Genomic DNA, 14456 nt, shown 5'->3' with positions numbered 1-14456 from the left:
AGGGCGGCATGGCAACGATTCATATCGGTATTTCAGGCTGGCGTTACGCCCCGTGGCGCGGGGACTTTTACCCGAAGGGGCTGGCTCAGAAACGCGAATTGCAGTTCGCCTCACGGGCGGTCAACAGCATCGAAATCAACGGATCGTTCTACGCCTTGCAGCGGCCTGAACGTTATGCCCAGTGGTACGCCGAAACGCCGGACGATTTCGTGTTCAGCATCAAGGCGCCCCGTTTCATCACCCACATCCGCCGTCTGCGCGATATCGAAAAACCCCTGGCCAATTTTTTCGCCTCCGGGGTGCTGGAACTGAAGGAAAAACTCGGGCCGGTCCTTTGGCAATTCCCGCCCAACTTCACTTTCGACCCCGAGCGTTTCGAAGCCTTTCTCGACCAGTTGCCCCACGACACCCAGGCCGCTGCCGCCCTCGCCCGTCAGCACGACTCACACCTGCACGGCCACGCGAGCCTGAAGGCCTACGGCAAAAAACCGCTGCGCCATGCCGTGGAAATCCGCAACGACAGTTTCATCGACCCCGACTTCGTGCGCCTGCTCAAGCGCTACAACACTGCGCTGGTGATCGCCGACACCGCCGGGAAATGGCCGTACCGCGAAGACCTCACCAGCGATTTCGTCTACCTGCGCCTGCACGGTGCCGAAGAACTTTACGCCAGCGGCTACACCCCAGCTGCGCTGCGACGCTGGGCCGAACGGATTGATGACTGGCACCATGGCCGGCAACCGGGCGACGCCCATTTGATCGCCCCGCGCCTGAAGCCTCGGGCCCGTAAATCCCGTGAGGTTTTCTGCTACTTCGACAACGACATCAAGGTCCGCGCGCCGTTCGATGCCCGCAGCCTGCTGCAGCGCTTCGATCTGGATAAAACACTCGAAACCGTGCCCGGCGAACCGGCTGCCGAGGGGGTACTCGCATGAGCATTCCCGAGCCGCTCGGCTTCACCGACGAGCAGTCCACGGTCATCACCACCGAGCGCCGTTTCACTGTGCTGACGGTAAACACCCACAAGGGTTTCACCGCCCTGAACCGGCGCTTCATCCTGCCGGAATTGCGCGAAGCGGTGCGCAGCGTGTCCGCCGACGTGGTGTTTCTTCAGGAAGTTCACGGCACCCACGAACATCATCCCAAGCGCTACAACAATTGGCCGACGATGCCGCAGTACGAATTTCTCGCCGACAGTCTCTGGCCGCAGTTCGCCTACGGCCGCAACGCCGTGTACCCGGAGGGCGATCATGGCAATGCGGTGCTGTCGAAATTCCAGATCGTGCGCCATGACAACCTCGACGTGTCGATCAGCGGCCACGAAAACCGCGGGCTGCTGCATTGCGTGCTGCGCCTGCCGGGAGACGACCGTGAAGTGCACGCGATCTGCGTCCATCTGGGCCTGCGCGAAAGCCATCGCAACGATCAGTTGGCTCTGCTGAAAAAGCGCCTGGCCGAACTGCCTGAGGATGCGCCGGTGATCGTCGCCGGCGATTTCAACGACTGGCGCCAGCGCGCCGATGCCTTGCTTGAACCCTGTGGCCTGCGTGAAGTGTTTGCGGCGCATCACGGCAAACCGGCGCGCAGTTTTCCGGCCCGCATGCCGTTGCTGCGCCTGGACCGGATCTACGTGCGCAACCTCAAGGCCAGTCAGCCCAAAGTGCTGGCGAACCGTCCCTGGTCACACCTTTCCGACCATGCACCGCTATCGGTGGAGATTGAACTATGAGCAGTGCACCGCTGGAGAAATCCGCCGTAGAGCCGGTCAGCATCAACCCACCCGTGCGCCAGCCCGGCACCGTCGATGTCGAGTATCGCTGGCAGGGTAACAACCGCGTCGAGTTGCTGGAAAACGGCGAAGAGTATTTCCCCCGGGTCTTCGAAGCGATGCGCGCAGCGAAAAGCGAAATCCTGCTGGAGACCTTCATCGTCTTCGAAGACAAGGTCGGGAAAGAGTTGCAGGAAATTCTGATCGATGCCGCCCGCCGTGGCGTGCGCACCACAGTCAGCCTCGACGGCTTCGGTTGCGGCGAACTGAGCACCGGTTATCTGGCCGCGCTGAGCGAAGCCGGCGTCCACCTGCAGATCTTCGATCCGGCCCCCAAGCATCTGGGTATTCGCACCAACTGGTTCCGCCGTTTGCACCGCAAGATTGTGGTGGTCGACGGGCTGGTTGCGTTCATCGGCGGGATCAATTTTTCCGGCGATCATCTGGCCGATTTCGGTCCCGAAGCGAAGCAGGATTACTCGGTGGAAATTCAGGGCCCGGCGGTGGCCGACATCCATCATTTCGCCCTGCTGCAAAGCGGCCGTCCGGGACGCGCAAGGTTCTGGTGGCAACGCCGTCGACAGCGGCGCGCCGAGATGGCATTCGATGATCACGACGGTCAGGTGCGTCTGGTGTTCCGCGACAACGATCGCCACCCCACCGATATCGAAGACGTCTATCTGCAGGTGCTGCGCCGCGCCCAACGGCGGGTGGTGATCGCCAACGCCTACTTCTTTCCTGGCTACCGCCTGCTGCGCGAGCTCCGCAACGCCGCCCGGCGCGGGGTCGAGGTGCGGCTGATTCTGCAGGGGCAGCCGGACATGCTGGTGGCCAAACTCGCCGCGCGCATGACCTACGACTACCTGCTCAAGGCCGGGGTGCAGATTCACGAATATTGCGAGCGGCCGCTGCACGGCAAAGTGGCACTGGTGGACGAGGAATGGAGCACCGTCGGCTCGAGCAATCTCGATCCGCTGAGCCTGTCGCTGAACCTGGAAGCCAACGTGCTGATCCGCGACCGCGCCTTCAATCGCCACCTGTTCGAACGCCTCGAAGACCTCAGCCACAACCACTGCAAGGCGATGGACGCCGCGAAGTCGCCGCGCGGGCGGATCTGGCACATGACCGTGGGCTTTCTGGTGTTTCACTTCCTGCGGCATTTTCCGGCCATGGCCGGTTGGCTGCCGGCGCACAAGCCACGACTCAAACCCTTTTCCCATGCCGCCGGGAGTGATCCTTCATGAGCCATTCCGAAGCCCACGCAGCCGTGCATCCGGCATCGGCGAGCAAGTCCCGCTGGAGTCGCTGGAAACGTCCGCTGACCCTGTTGTTCTTTCTGGCGCTGATCGTTTTGCTGACGATGTTCGCCAGTCGCATCGAATGGGCCGAAGTGCTGCAAACCCTCGCCGACTTCAAGGTGCGCACGCTGATCATCGCCTCCAGCCTGACCTTGCTGAGCTTTCTGGTGTACGCCAGTTTCGACCTGATCGGCCGTACTTACATTCGTCAGGACCTGACGTGGAAACAGATCCTGCCGGTGGGCGTCATCAGCTATGCGTTCAACCTCAACCTCAGCGCATGGGTCGGCGGGATCGCCATGCGTTATCGGTTGTACTCGCGGCTCGGGGTGAGCAAAAGCAACATCGCCAAAATCCTCGGCCTGAGCCTGGCGACCAACTGGTTCGGCTACATGACCATCGCCGGCGTGGTGTTTGCCAGTGGGCTGGTGCGCATGCCACCGGGCTGGAAGGTCAGCAGCGGCGCGTTGCAGGGCATTGGCGTGTTGCTGCTGTTGGTCAGTGTCGGTTATCTGGTTGCCTGCCAGTTTTCCCGGCGTCGCGAGTGGTCGATTCGCGGGGTGGAAATCAACCTGCCATCGCTGCGCATGGCGGTTCTGCAATTGCTGCTCGGGGCGCTCAACTGGTCGTTAATGGCGGCGGTGATTTTCACCTTGCTGCCGAGCAAGCTCGACTATCCGCTGGTGCTCGGGGTGCTGCTGATCAGTGCGATTGCCGGGGTCATCACCCACATTCCCGCCGGGCTGGGCGTGCTGGAAGCGGTGTTCGTGGCGCTGCTGCAACACGAGGCCTCACGCGGCAGTCTGGTGGCAGGATTGCTGGCCTATCGGGCAATCTATTTCCTGCTGCCGCTGCTGATCACCGTGCTGATGTACCTGGTGGTGGAAGCCAAGGCCAAGGCGTTGCGGATCGAGAAGAAGCCGTCCTGATTTTTTTGTTATGGCTGGTGGCCCCTTCGCGAGCAAGCCCGCTCCCACAGGCAGAACGCGTTCCAAACGTGGGAGCGGGCTTGCTCGCGAAGGCGTCCGAAGAGACAGCACAAATCATGTGGACTGAATGATGCTCAACCGCTCACCCACCACCATCTCGGTGATCCAGTCGACCAGGATTGAGGTGTAGGCCTGCTGCGAGGTCGGATCGCTCAGGGCATGGTCGGCGCCATCAATGATGCGGTGGGTCAGCGAATGGGTCTGCTGGCACGCGGCGCGGTAACTCATGATGGTCGCGTGGGGCACGTACTCATCGGTTTCCGACTGCACCAGCAGCACGTCCCCGGTGAATTGCGAGCAGGCGTGCAAGGCGCGGTTGCTGTCGGCGCGGATCAGCGTGCTGCGATAATCGCGCAGATCGGCCTTGTCCAGCTCGCGCTTGGGCGTGTGCCATTGCTCGTCGCGGTACAGCGCCGGCACCCGCAGCGCCAGCCAGCGCACCGGGCGCAGCGAGGTGAGGATCGAGGCGAGGTAACCGCCATAGCTGGTGCCCACCACCGCGATGGCCGAAGTATCCAGCGCCGGGTGGGCGAGCAGCCGGTCGTAGGCCGCCAGCAAATCACGCAGATTGTCTTCACGGGTGACCCGGCTCAGCGGAATGCCGGTACCGCCGGTGTGCCCGCGCAGGTCGAACGTCAGACACACACAGCCCAGACCGGCGATGCCTTTGGCCCGTTCCAGATCCCGCTCCTGACTGCCACCCCAGCCGTGTACGAATAACACGCCGGGGACTTTCGATTTGGGACTGAGGAAGGTCCCGCTCATCTGCTCGTCATCAATGTCGATTTGAATGCTTTCGCTTCTAGCCGTCATAGGATTTGACCATCACGTATTTGAGAAGAAAGTCGCTGTTTTCGGCCGGCCCGCGATACACCTCAATGGCATCGGCCGGCAGGGCTTGATCGGTATAGGTTTCCACCGACGACACGCGGATCGCGCGCATCGAGGGATCGTTGACAAAACTTTGCAGCGCCGCCACTTCCGCGCTGCTGGCGCCGCCCATGCGCCAGGACTGCTCGAGCACGCCACTGCGCGGCCGGCCTTCGCTGTCCAGGCCCTGGGCGATGTCGTAATTGCGCCGCGAGGCGTAGAAACGCGGATAGGCTTCGTCCGCCGCCCGGTCGAACACCTGCGCCTGCCGGATCGCCAGACGCACGTCGTCGGGCAGATCCAGCGCCAGCAGCTCCTCGTAACTTCCCTGCACCACCAGCAGATTCGAGCCGCCGTACACCTCTTCGCCGTGGGCGTCCTTGGTCAAGTATTGATCACCGCAGTAACTCAGCACCCTGCCGCCGATGAACGACTGGCCGACGCTGTGGGTGACCACCTGGCTCAAGTCCTGCTCCAGCACCACGCCATCGCTGAACAGTTCTCCGGCCTCGGGTCGGGCGAGAATTTCGTCGAACGCATCCAGACTCTTGATCACTTCCTGACCACGCCCGGCACAGGCATGGATCGGCTTGATCCGGATCGGTCCGCTGTACAAAAGATGTTCGGCGGCGGGCCGCGCATCCTCCAGTGCAAAGACGCTGAGCCCGTCCAGCACCACGGTGCGCACCCGTTCGGAAAACAATGGCGACCAGCCTTGCGGCGCATGGGCCTGATGGCTGCGCAAACCGTGGCTGATGGCTTTGGTGCAGATGAAATCGTGCTCGACGAAACCGCCCCACAGATCGTTCGGGCCGCTCACCCCCAGTTCGCGTGCCGCCGCGCCGACGAGGGTCTGGGTCGGCAACAGGTAAATGTCCCGGCCGCGATGTTTTTCAGCGTCGTAACTGCCGCCGAACTTGAGGCCGAGGATCTGCGCCAGCCATCGCGCGAGGGCCTTGTTGGTCTGCACTTCATGTTGTGGTGCGCCGGGCCGAACCGAATGGGCGACGACCACTTTCCTGCGGGATGTCGGGGTCATGCGTCCCCCTCCAACGGCGGGTTGAATGTAGGTCAGAGGGTGCAGAGATCAGGCCAACCGGGGCTCGCCTGAAACACTCTGAAAATCAGCCACTTGAAAAACCCGTACTGGCACCGCGCCCGTTTCAATCTGCACGACCGCGCTGCAGGGTCCGGCATTTTGCACGACAGATGCGTATTACTTCGCCACGGTCGCCTGCGGACTCACGCCGAATCGCGCGCGATATTCACTCGGCGCCAGCCCGGTGATTTTCTTGAACGTCGCGCGAAAGGCTCCCGGATCCTGATAGCCCACCGTCCACGCAATATGGTCGATGGTGCCGTTGGTGAACTCGAGCATTTCCCGGGCCTTGCCGACCCGCAGGTGCTGGCAGTATTCGGTGGGTTTCAGGCCGGTCGCCGCACGGAACCGGCGCAGAAATGTTCGCTCTTCCAGACCCGCACGTTCGGCCATTGCCGTCAGCGAGACATCGGTCGCGCCGGTGCCCTGCAGCCAATGCTGAACCTGAAGAATCGGCCCGTCGCCATGATTGAGAATCGGCGCAAAATTGCTGCCGCACGCACTGGCGCTGTCGCTGTGCTCCACCACCAGAAACCGCGCGGTGCTGCTGGCGATGCTCGGCCCGAGCAATCGGTCCACCAGACGCAAACCAAGCTCTGACCAGGCCATCAGCCCCGCCGTCGTTATCAGGTCACCGTCGTCGACAATCGGCGTGTCGGCCTTGAGCCTGATCTTCGGGTAACACTCGGCGAAGGCCTTGGCCGAAGTCCAGTGCGTGGTAGCGCTGCGACCATCGAGCAACCCGCTCTCCGCCAGCAGCCACGAGCCGACACAAACCCCGCCAAGCGTCGCGCCACGAGCATGTTGTTCACGCAGCCAGGGCAGCAGCCCGGCCGGCATCTGTGCCGCGGAAAAACCGGCAATGGACGGCGGGATCAACACCGCCAGCAAACCGTTGTCGGCAGCTGGATGACTGTCATGGACCCGTACCGGTGGCCGATCTCCATCGACCTGCCAGTGGCTGATCCGCAGCAGCGGCAGCTGTGTGGACTGGTGTTCGGCGGCGATCCGGTTGGCGACCCCGAACAGGTCGGTCAGGCCATGCACCGCCGCCATTTGCGCCCCGGGATACATCAGCACGCCCAGTTCCGCGACGGTCCTTTCTGCACCCATTGTCAGTTTTCCCCTGTGTATTGTCGGTGCGGCCAATCCTCGAAACCGTGGCCAGCGCCAATACTGAACCCACGCCAACCCACACTTCGAGGACACACCCATGGCCAAGCAAGCGCTCATCGTAGTCGATATCCAGAACGACTACTTCCCCCAAGGCAAGTGGCCGCTGGCCGGTGCCGACGCCGCCGCCGACAACGCCGCCCGGCTGATCGCGGCCTTCCGTGAAGCCGGTGATTCGGTGGTGCATATCCGCCACGAATTCACCTCGCCCGAGGCACCGTTTTTCACCCCGGGCTCCGAAGGCGCGAAACTGCATCCGAAAGTGCTCAACCGCACCGACGAGCCGGTGGTGCTCAAGCACTTCGTCAACTCGTTCCGCGAAACCGAGCTGCAATCGATCCTCGACGAACAAGGCATCAAGGAGCTCGTGGTGGTCGGCAGCATGAGCCACATGTGCGTCGACGGCATCACCCGTGCGGCGGCGGATCTGGGTTACACCGTTACGGTGATCCACGATGCCTGCGCCAGCCGTGACCTGGAATTCAACGGTCTGACCGTGCCCGCCGCCCACGTGCATGCGGCGTTCATGTCGGCGCTGGGCTTTGCCTACGCCAGCGTGGTGTCCACCGACGAATTCCTCGCCGCCAGCCGCTGAGCCCGCTCTGATACAACTGGAAATACCTGCGCCCGCCTAGTTGCGGGCGTTTTTCCGTGGGTCATGAAAATCTCACGCGTGAGCCATTGATGGCATTTTGATTTGGTTGTAGTGTGGCTCACGCGTGAGATGTTCATAACGGAGTCATCGCCATGAAAAGCCGCTCCCCTGCCACCCAGTCAGAGAGCCCAAAGGGAGTGCGCTCGACACCGTCCGCGAAAAAACCGTCGAGCTTCTACATGAAGCAGATGCGCGCGGGCCTGGCTGCCGCCGGTTATGTGAAACACGAAACTTGGGTGCTTCCGGAAAACCGAAGCTTGCTCAAGCAAATGGAGCAACAGCTACGCCAACCGATTCTGGCTGGCTCTTTCATGTCGGAGAATTACATGAGCGCAGGCAACAACTGGAACATCGATAGCCTCTACAACGCTTTCAAGGCGCTGGACGAGGTGGCTTCGCAGGAGATCACGCTGTCTCTGATCCAGAGCTCCGAACCCAGCCTCAAGCTGGAAATGAACGAATTCGGCGGTCTGCCGATTCACATCGCCCTCGCCGGTCAGCAGATCATCGTCGACACCGTGCTGGTGGACATCGATTCGATCACCGACGTGCGCGCCTTCAACGACGCCGTGCTGCGCAGCCGGGAAATGTTCCCGCTGTCGTCGATCGGCATCGAGACCATGCCCAACGGCCAGACCGTCTACAACATGTTCGGTGCACTGAGTGCCGACTCGAGCCTGACCAACGTGGTCACCGAGGTGAAAACCCTGGTCGACAACGTGCAGCGCGCCAGCGAAGCCTTCGAACACTTCTTCAAGTAATCAACAGGGAATATCCAATGACTCAGTCCATCTGGAGCAAGTTGTTCACCGCGCTGCGCGGCGGCGCCAACGAAGTCGGCGAAGCGATCGCCGATCAACAGGCCCTGCGCATCCTCGATCAGGAAATCCGTGACGCCGACAGCGCGCTGTCCAACGCCCGTCGCGAACTGGTCACCATCATGGCCAAGCACAAACTCTCCGCCGACCGCGTGAGCGAATACGAAGCCAAGATCAGGGACCTGGAAGCCAAGGCTGTTTCCGCCCTGAACGCCGGCCGTGAAGACCTGGCGCTGGAAGTCGCCGAAGCGATCTCGACCCTGACCAACGACCTGGGCGTCGAGAAGAAACAAAGCGACGAGTTCGGCACCTACGCCGACAACATGCGCAAGGACATCAACAAGGCCGAAGCGCGGATCAAGAGCCTGCGCCAGCAAGTGGACATGGCCAAGGCCCGTGACAGCGTGCAGAAGGCTCAGGTCAGCGCCTCGATCGCCAGCGGCGGCGCCAACGGCAAGCTGGAAACCGCCGTCGGCACCCTGAACCGTCTGCAAGCCAAGCAGCAGCAACGCGCTGCCGAGCTGAGCGCTGCCGACGAACTGGCCGATGCGTCGACCGGCAACGACCTGGATCGCAAGCTGCGCGAAGCCGGCATCACGCCGAACGAAGGTAGCGCCAACGCCATCCTCGAGCGTCTGAAGCAGAAGTCCGCCCAGTAACGGCGGCGGGAGTAAAGAAGGGCACCGGGTGCCCTTCTTTTTTGCCTGCTCGTTCGCCGCGCGCCCGGTACACTAGCGGCGTTTTTGCAAACGAATACCTCCACCCGCTTCAAGGAATGTACCCATGGGATGGTTCAAAGATTTGCTCGGCACCAGCAACTGGCAGTCGGCCGCGCCGGCGTCCGGGTCTGCCGGCGGCCCCCTCGGACTGGCGCAGGGCAAGGCGATCCGCTTCGACACGACCCTCGGCCTGTTGCTCGACGGCAGCACTTCAGTGCGGGTTCCCGACGCCCAGGCCATATGGAGCGCCGGCTGGCTCGACCTCGGACAGTCGAACAAACTGCATCGCTACTACCTGAACGATGAAGAATTCTGGGTACAGATCCATGTCACGGGCGACGATCAGATCGAATCGGTGACGCTGTTCAATTACGTCAGCTATGTGACGGTCAACAGTGACGCCGAACTGCAGCGCCTGGCCGGACCGAACAGCCTGATCGGCCTGCCGACCTATCGCCACGAAGGTGTCGAATACACCCGTGAATGGGGCACCGAACGCGGCCAGACCGAACTGGTGCCGCTCACCGAACAGGTGGTCAACCCCGACGAGTCGTACACCATCAACCATCACTCGATGCTCTACGCCCGGGAGACCGGCCTGACCGATCGCCGCGAGCTCTTACTGTTCTCCGTCGAGCAGGACGAAGAAGGCACCGTCAGCCTGAGCACTTCGCTGGGCATCTCGCTGTACACCACTGATTTGAGCACCATCTAAAAGGAAGTTTTCCATGCTGGAAGCGTTGTCCATCTCCCTGAACAAAGCCGCGCTGGTCGGTTTCGTCGCCTACCTGATCGGCGCCGTGCTGCTGTTCATGCTGTTTCAGTTCGTCTACACCCGCATCACGCCGCACAAGGAATTCGAGCTGATCCGTGCTGGCAACAGCGCCGCCGCGATCGCACTGTCCGGCGCGATCATCGGCTTCGCGATTCCGGCCAGCAACGTGATCGCTCATTCGATCAACGTCCTCGACTTCGTTCTCTGGGCGGTGATCGCGGCCGCGGTGCAATTGCTGGCTTTCCTGGCGACCGGGCTGGTGCTCAAAGGCACGTCCCAGCGCATCGTTAACGGTGAAATCGCCGCCGGCATCTATGTGGCGGCGGTGGCGATCAGCGTCGGCATGCTCAACGCCGCGTGCATGACCCCGTCCTACTGATCGGCAGGAAGCCTGAGATGAAACGAAGCAAGTACGTTCAACTGTCGCTGGCCGCTTCGGTAGCCCTGGCGATTTCCGCTGAAGTGGCCGCCCAGGAGCAACAACGCAACTTCCAGAGCGTCGAACAATGCGTCGACGCCGAAGTGGCGCCGGATGTCTGCTCGAACGCCTACGTCGCAGCCCTGGCCGAACACCGGCGGATCTCCCCGGCCTACGACGACAAGGCTGCCTGCGACGCGGACTTCGCCGCCGACTGGTGTCAGAAAAATTCCGCCGGCCGTTTCGTACCGAAACTCGGTGGCTTCAAAGTGCCGCAGGACGGTGAGCCGGCGCAGAACCTCGATGCGATCGCCAATGCCCAGATGCCCGCCGGCGACGCGGCCGCCGTGCAGAGCAATCAGACGAGCACTTCGCACTCGTCCAGCGGTGCAGGCAACGGCTGGCTCACCGGATGGCTGATCGGCAATGCCATGAGCAACAACCGCGCGATCGACTCGCGGCCGGTTTATCGTGAGCGCAATACCCGCCAGACCTACGACACCTCGACGCTGAACCGTCGCATCGAATCGGCGCCGAGCCGCAGCCAGCGGGACTACGACAGCGATTACCGCAAACCGGTCAATGTCGCTGCGTCCACCTCCCGTGGCGGCTTCGGCAGCCAGTCCAGCGCACGCAGCGGTTGGGGCGGCTGGGGCCGTTCGAGCAGCTGACCATGAAGAAGATCCACTGCGCCGAGCGCCACGACTGGAAACAGACCGCCGAGAGCCTCGGCTTTCTGTTTCACACCATCGACGACGAACCGTACTGGGACGAGCGCGCCTACTACCAGTTCACGCTCGCACAGATCGAAAACGATCTGGAGGATCCGACCACTGAACTGCACGAGATGTGCATGGACCTGGTCGACCGCGTCGTGCACAGCGAAGAACTGCTGGATCGCCTGAGCATTCCGGCGTCGTACTACGACATGATCCGAACGTCCTGGCTGGAAGGTCATCCGCATCTGTACGGGCGTATGGACTTCTCCTACAGCGGCAAGGGCCCGGCGAAGCTGCTCGAACTCAACTACGACACGCCCACCAGCCTTTATGAAGCGGCGGCGTTTCAGTGGGGCTGGCTGGAGCAATGCATCGAGCGCGGGATGCTGCCGCGCCATGCGGACCAGTTCAACAGCATCGACACCCGGCTGCACGAGGCCTTTGCTCAACTGAAACTGAAGCGGCCGTTTTACTTCGCCTCGATGAAAGACTCGGTCGAAGACAAGGGCACCACGGATTACCTGCGGCTGATCGCAGAGAAGGTCGGCATCGAATCGCGGCACATCGACATCGAAGACATCGGCCTGAGCGCTGACGGTCGTTTCGTGGATCTCGAAGATCGCTGGATCCCGCACCTGTTCAAGCTGCACGCCTGGGAGTTCATCTTCCACGAACCGTTCGGCGCGGCGATCGCCGAATGCGACACCCAGTTTTTCGAACCGGCGTGGAAGTCGATTCTTTCCAACAAGGGCGCCCTGCCCCTGCTATGGGAGTTTCACAAGGGCCACCCGAATCTGCTCGCCGCGCACCTCGACCCGAATCCGGGCAGCGCGGTGCCCAAGGGCTGGGTGCGTAAACCGTACTTCTCTCGGGAAGGCGCCAACATCGAGTTACAGACCGCTGAAGGCCTGATCGTCAAAGAGGATGGGCCCTACACCGATGCGCCCTTCATCCTGCAGGAACTTGCCCCTTTGCCGAAGTTCGACGACAGCTACACGCTGATCGGTTCCTGGGTGATCGGCGACCAGGCGGCCGGGATTGGCGTGCGCGAAGACAACAGCCTGATCACCAAGGATTCGAGCCGGTTTTTGCCGCATTTGATTCTTGACTGAAAAACCTGCGGGCATGAAAAAGGCCCGTCGTGTTCAGCGACGGGCCTTTTTTATTCAGCGCGAATTCAGCAGCGAATCAGAACGGAATATCGTCATCGAAGCTGTCGAAATCCGGAGCCGGCTGCGGTGCGGCCTGCTGTGGAGCCGGGGCCGAACGCTGCTGAGGTGCCGACTGCTGCGGACGCGGAGCCTGCTGGCGTGGCGCCTGCTGCTGGTAGTTGTTGCCACCGCCTTGTTGGTCGCCCTGTTGTGGACGGCCGCCGAGCAGTTGCATGGTGCCCTGCATGTCGACCACGATCTCGGTGGTGTAACGCTTGATACCGTCTTTTTCCCACTCACGGGTCTGCAGCTTGCCTTCGATGTAGACCTGCGAACCCTTGCGCAGGTATTCGCCGGCGATTTCGGCAACCTTGCCGAACATCGATACGCGGTGCCACTCGGTCTTCTCGACCTTCTGACCGGTCTGCTTGTCGGTCCACTGCTCGCTGGTCGCCAGACTCAGGTTGGTCACGGCGTTACCGTTGGGCAGGTAGCGTACTTCGGGATCCTGGCCGCAAGTACCGACCAGAATGACTTTGTTAACCCCACGGGCCATAACGTTCTCCTAGGCTTCGCACGCAGTCTGCGCCGGGTTGTTCACCAGGCGTTCGAGAGTGGTGCGATCCATTAATTCGGTGTCCAGTTTGATGTAGATCGCCGCTTCATCAGCGACTATCACTGCATCAGTTACCCCTACGAGGGCCTTGAGACGCTCGACCAGACCCGCTTCGCGGATCGCTTCGGGCGACAGCGGCAGGCGCAGGCTCGTCACGTAGGGAGGTTCGCGCATGGTAACAGCAATGGCCAGCCAAAGTGCAGCCAGCCCGGCACATCCGAGGAACACAACCGACAGACCGCCATGCTGGAACATCCAGCCGCCGAGAATCCCGCCGAGTGCCGAACCGAGGAACTGACTGGTGGAGTACACGCCCATGGCCGTGCCTTTGCCACCTGCCGGTGAAACCTTGCTGATCAGCGACGGCAGCGAAGCTTCCAGCAGATTGAACGCGGTGAAGAACACCACCGTCCCGATCACCAGAGCCCGCAGGCTGTCACCGAACTGCCAGAAGAATAGCTCAGTGAGCATCAGCGTCATCACGGCGCCGAGCAAAACTCGTTTCATTTTGCGTCTCTTCTCGCCGTAGATGATGAACGGAATCATGGCGAAGAAGGAAATCAGCAGTGCGGTGAGGTACACCCACCAGTGCTGCTCCTTGGGCAGACCGGCCTTTTCGACCAGCGCCAGGGGCAGTGCGACGAAGCTCGACATCAACATCGCATGTAACACAAAAATGCCCAGGTCCAGCCGCAGCAGGTCCGGGTGCTTGAGCGTCGGCATCAACGCCTGGCGTGCAACGCCGGATTCGCGGTGGCTCAGCGGTCCGGTGGACTTCGGCACCATGAACATCACGATCACGATCCCGACCAGGGCCATGCCGCCGGTGGCGAGAAACAGGCCGGACAGGCCGAACGCACGGGTCAGCAGCGGGCCGACCACCATGGCCACGGCGAACGACAGGCCGATGGTCATGCCGATCATGGCCATGGCTTTGGTGCGGTGCTGTTCGCGGGTCAGGTCGGAGAGCAGGGCCATGACTGCCGCCGAAATCGCCCCGGCGCCCTGCAGGATCCGCCCGGCAATCACGCCCCAGATCGAATCGGCCTGAGCCGCCAGCACGCTGCCGAGGGCAAAGACGATCAGCCCCAGGTAAATCACCGGACGCCGACCGATGCGGTCGGAAATGATCCCGAACGGAATCTGGAAAATCGCCTGGGTCAGGCCGTAAGCGCCGATCGCCAGCCCGATCAGGGCCGGGGTCGCTCCCGCCAGATCCATGCCGTAGGTCGCCAGTACCGGCAACACCATGAACATGCCAAGCATACGGAAGGCGAACACCAGGGCCAGACCGCTCGCCGCGCGGGTCTCGCTGCCACTCATGCGTTCGCTGTGGGGATCGTGCATGGAAAAACCTCGTGTGAACCGGCGGCGATTCTACCAGTCCC

16 protein-coding genes are annotated in these 14456 nt (G+C 62.0%); 11 read left to right on the top strand and 5 right to left on the bottom strand.

All coding sequences use genetic code 11. The features are described from left to right. Positions 1-8 precede the first annotated feature (8 nt). Genes CAG25_RS25915 through CAG25_RS25900 form a run of 4 tightly spaced genes read left to right on the top strand, consistent with a single transcriptional unit; the run spans position 9 to position 3995 of the window. Complete coding sequence (locus tag CAG25_RS25915) at positions 9-935, top strand: DUF72 domain-containing protein (protein WP_085613356.1); 927 nt, start codon at positions 9-11, stop codon at positions 933-935. Then, entirely contained in the window at positions 932-1729 is a 798-nt protein-coding gene (locus tag CAG25_RS25910) for an endonuclease/exonuclease/phosphatase family protein (protein ID WP_039771952.1), read from the top strand. The genes CAG25_RS25915 and CAG25_RS25910 overlap by 4 nt, the downstream gene beginning before the upstream one ends. Then, positions 1726-3012, top strand: coding sequence for a cardiolipin synthase ClsB (gene clsB / locus CAG25_RS25905; RefSeq protein ID WP_085613355.1), 1287 nt, complete (start codon positions 1726-1728; stop codon positions 3010-3012). Before CAG25_RS25910 ends, clsB begins: the two co-directional genes overlap by 4 nt. Then, on the top strand, positions 3009-3995 hold the full coding sequence (locus CAG25_RS25900) for a lysylphosphatidylglycerol synthase domain-containing protein (RefSeq protein ID WP_085613354.1): 987 nt from the start codon (positions 3009-3011) through the stop codon (positions 3993-3995). Before clsB ends, CAG25_RS25900 begins: the two co-directional genes overlap by 4 nt. 114 nt (positions 3996-4109) lie before the next feature. Here the strand turns inward: CAG25_RS25900 and CAG25_RS25895 are convergent, their stop codons facing one another. The 3 genes from CAG25_RS25895 to CAG25_RS25885 form a co-directional block, all read right to left on the bottom strand. After that, on the bottom strand, positions 4110-4868 hold the full coding sequence (locus CAG25_RS25895; protein ID WP_085613353.1) for a S9 family peptidase: 759 nt from the start codon (positions 4866-4868) through the stop codon (positions 4110-4112). Next, the gene (locus tag CAG25_RS25890) at positions 4858-5964 is read right to left on the bottom strand and encodes a DUF3182 family protein (RefSeq protein WP_085613352.1); all 1107 of its coding nucleotides are present in this window, start codon (positions 5962-5964) and stop codon (positions 4858-4860) included. The genes CAG25_RS25895 and CAG25_RS25890 overlap by 11 nt, the downstream gene beginning before the upstream one ends. Positions 5965-6141: 177 nt before the next feature. Further along, a complete protein-coding gene (locus tag CAG25_RS25885; RefSeq protein ID WP_085613351.1) occupies positions 6142-7137 on the bottom strand; it encodes a GlxA family transcriptional regulator in 996 nt (331 codons plus the stop codon). A 100-nt stretch (positions 7138-7237) separates the two neighbouring features. Between CAG25_RS25885 and CAG25_RS25880 the strand changes: the two genes are divergently transcribed. From CAG25_RS25880 to CAG25_RS25850, 7 genes are all read left to right on the top strand, one after another. Next, the gene (locus CAG25_RS25880) at positions 7238-7792 is read left to right on the top strand and encodes a cysteine hydrolase family protein (protein ID WP_064599768.1); all 555 of its coding nucleotides are present in this window, start codon (positions 7238-7240) and stop codon (positions 7790-7792) included. Between the two features lie 152 nt (positions 7793-7944). Next, on the top strand, positions 7945-8613 hold the full coding sequence (locus CAG25_RS25875; RefSeq protein ID WP_039771966.1) for a YjfI family protein: 669 nt from the start codon (positions 7945-7947) through the stop codon (positions 8611-8613). A gap of 17 nt (positions 8614-8630) precedes the next feature. Then, complete coding sequence (locus tag CAG25_RS25870) at positions 8631-9329, top strand: PspA/IM30 family protein (protein ID WP_064599771.1); 699 nt, start codon at positions 8631-8633, stop codon at positions 9327-9329. 124 nt (positions 9330-9453) lie between these two features. Beyond that, on the top strand, positions 9454-10104 hold the full coding sequence (locus tag CAG25_RS25865) for a DUF2491 family protein (RefSeq protein WP_085613350.1): 651 nt from the start codon (positions 9454-9456) through the stop codon (positions 10102-10104). 13 nt (positions 10105-10117) lie between these two features. After that, positions 10118-10543, top strand: a complete 426-nt coding sequence (locus CAG25_RS25860; protein ID WP_064599775.1) for a DUF350 domain-containing protein — start codon at positions 10118-10120, stop codon at positions 10541-10543. A gap of 17 nt (positions 10544-10560) precedes the next feature. Then, a complete protein-coding gene (locus tag CAG25_RS25855; protein WP_011336163.1) occupies positions 10561-11253 on the top strand; it encodes a DUF1190 domain-containing protein in 693 nt (230 codons plus the stop codon). Positions 11254-11255: 2 nt separating this feature from the next. Further along, the gene (locus tag CAG25_RS25850; protein ID WP_085613349.1) at positions 11256-12413 is read left to right on the top strand and encodes a glutathionylspermidine synthase family protein; all 1158 of its coding nucleotides are present in this window, start codon (positions 11256-11258) and stop codon (positions 12411-12413) included. Positions 12414-12489: 76 nt separating this feature from the next. On the opposite strand, the gene CAG25_RS25845 is transcribed toward CAG25_RS25850, so the two are convergent. Together CAG25_RS25845 and CAG25_RS25840 are read right to left on the bottom strand one after the other, a co-directional pair. Then, positions 12490-13008 carry a single-stranded DNA-binding protein gene (locus tag CAG25_RS25845; RefSeq protein WP_003228709.1) on the bottom strand — a complete coding sequence of 173 codons (519 nt, stop codon included), beginning with the start codon at positions 13006-13008 and terminating at the stop codon, positions 12490-12492. A gap of 9 nt (positions 13009-13017) precedes the next feature. Next, the gene (locus CAG25_RS25840) at positions 13018-14415 is read right to left on the bottom strand and encodes an MFS transporter (RefSeq protein WP_085613348.1); all 1398 of its coding nucleotides are present in this window, start codon (positions 14413-14415) and stop codon (positions 13018-13020) included. Positions 14416-14456 lie beyond the last annotated feature (41 nt).

Source organism: Pseudomonas sp. B16(2017), from assembly GCF_002113205.1.
Taxonomy (GTDB): Bacteria; Pseudomonadota; Gammaproteobacteria; order Pseudomonadales; family Pseudomonadaceae; genus Aquipseudomonas; species Aquipseudomonas pharyngis.
Note: the sequence above shows the minus strand (reverse complement) of the source record. Positions and strands in the feature narration are given on the sequence as shown.

What these genes read in the sequence shown, in the direction of transcription:
- CAG25_RS25885 (WP_085613351.1), bottom strand. Translation starts at nt 7,137, where the DNA reads ATGGGTGCAGAAAGGACCGTCGCGGAACTGGGCGTGCTGATGTATCCC.
- CAG25_RS25860 (WP_064599775.1), top strand. Translation starts at nt 10,118, where the DNA reads ATGCTGGAAGCGTTGTCCATCTCCCTGAACAAAGCCGCGCTGGTCGGT.
- CAG25_RS25855 (WP_011336163.1), top strand. Translation starts at nt 10,561, where the DNA reads ATGAAACGAAGCAAGTACGTTCAACTGTCGCTGGCCGCTTCGGTAGCC.
- CAG25_RS25875 (WP_039771966.1), top strand. Translation starts at nt 7,945, where the DNA reads ATGAAAAGCCGCTCCCCTGCCACCCAGTCAGAGAGCCCAAAGGGAGTG.
- CAG25_RS25900 (WP_085613354.1), top strand. Translation starts at nt 3,009, where the DNA reads ATGAGCCATTCCGAAGCCCACGCAGCCGTGCATCCGGCATCGGCGAGC.
- CAG25_RS25845 (WP_003228709.1), bottom strand. Translation starts at nt 13,008, where the DNA reads ATGGCCCGTGGGGTTAACAAAGTCATTCTGGTCGGTACTTGCGGCCAG.
- CAG25_RS25895 (WP_085613353.1), bottom strand. Translation starts at nt 4,868, where the DNA reads ATGACGGCTAGAAGCGAAAGCATTCAAATCGACATTGATGACGAGCAG.
- CAG25_RS25910 (WP_039771952.1), top strand. Translation starts at nt 932, where the DNA reads ATGAGCATTCCCGAGCCGCTCGGCTTCACCGACGAGCAGTCCACGGTC.
- CAG25_RS25880 (WP_064599768.1), top strand. Translation starts at nt 7,238, where the DNA reads ATGGCCAAGCAAGCGCTCATCGTAGTCGATATCCAGAACGACTACTTC.
- clsB (WP_085613355.1), top strand. Translation starts at nt 1,726, where the DNA reads ATGAGCAGTGCACCGCTGGAGAAATCCGCCGTAGAGCCGGTCAGCATC.
- CAG25_RS25850 (WP_085613349.1), top strand. Translation starts at nt 11,256, where the DNA reads ATGAAGAAGATCCACTGCGCCGAGCGCCACGACTGGAAACAGACCGCC.
- CAG25_RS25865 (WP_085613350.1), top strand. Translation starts at nt 9,454, where the DNA reads ATGGGATGGTTCAAAGATTTGCTCGGCACCAGCAACTGGCAGTCGGCC.
- CAG25_RS25890 (WP_085613352.1), bottom strand. Translation starts at nt 5,964, where the DNA reads ATGACCCCGACATCCCGCAGGAAAGTGGTCGTCGCCCATTCGGTTCGG.
- CAG25_RS25870 (WP_064599771.1), top strand. Translation starts at nt 8,631, where the DNA reads ATGACTCAGTCCATCTGGAGCAAGTTGTTCACCGCGCTGCGCGGCGGC.
- CAG25_RS25840 (WP_085613348.1), bottom strand. Translation starts at nt 14,415, where the DNA reads ATGCACGATCCCCACAGCGAACGCATGAGTGGCAGCGAGACCCGCGCG.
- CAG25_RS25915 (WP_085613356.1), top strand. Translation starts at nt 9, where the DNA reads ATGGCAACGATTCATATCGGTATTTCAGGCTGGCGTTACGCCCCGTGG.